The sequence below is a fragment of the Phycicoccus jejuensis genome (assembly GCF_000720925.1).
GTDB classification, from domain to species: Bacteria; Actinomycetota; Actinomycetes; order Actinomycetales; family Dermatophilaceae; genus Phycicoccus; species Phycicoccus jejuensis.
In genome coordinates this window covers 1-727 of sequence record NZ_JOEE01000044.1, presented here as the reverse complement: position 1 = coordinate 727, position 727 = coordinate 1, and the positions used below count along the sequence as shown (strand labels likewise).

The following is a 727-nucleotide window of genomic DNA, read 5'->3' as shown; positions in this document are numbered from 1 at the left end:
GACGGCCATCGCCCTTTGGACGTACCCGGGTCGCGCGAACGTCGTCACGATAACCACCCGGCAGTGCGGAACCCGCTCGGCGAGCTCGGCCGCGGCGTCAAGACCGCTTCGGCCCGGCAGCTCGATGTCAAGCACGGCGACATCGGGGGCGCACTCCAGTGCCCGATCGACAATGCTCTCGCCGTCGGCGACCTCGGCCACGACCTCCAGATCATCCTCGAGGTTCAGCAGGACCGTCAACGCGCCACGCATCATCGCCTGGTCCTCGGCCAGAAGGATCCGGATCATCAGTCCTCCTCCTCGGAAAGGACGGGAACCCAGGCAGTCAGAGTGAACCCGGCGGGCACGGTAGGTGTGTGCATGTGACAGCACGTTGGTCACCCCCTCCCGTAGCGCCCACGCCAACGGTTCCGCGCAGACCTCGGCAGACTTCGGGGTCATTGACAGGTGGGCCTCGATGCCCGCCGACTCGAGCGCTTCGCGGGCCAAGGCGAACTCCTGACTCAGGGTGGGCCGGTCGGCGTTGTCCAGGGTCTGACGGACCCTGAACAACGCCGACCGGCCGACGTCCTCGATGTCGCTAGCGTGAGCGACGGCCGAAGCGGGATCGGACTCGATCAGCCGGCGAACCGCAGCCGCCTTGACCACCATCAGCGACAACGTGTGACCCAGGACGTCGTGCAGGTCCCGCGCCACCCGATCCCGTTCCTGCGCGACTGCTGCCACG

General features: G+C 67.5%; 1 protein-coding gene. It reads right to left on the bottom strand.

Annotated features, from left to right (window positions below):
- A partial coding sequence (locus tag IG69_RS21870; RefSeq protein WP_169742113.1) for a response regulator occupies window positions 1–696 on the bottom strand: 696 nt, incomplete at its 3' end.
- Window positions 697–727: the final 31 nt, after the last annotated feature.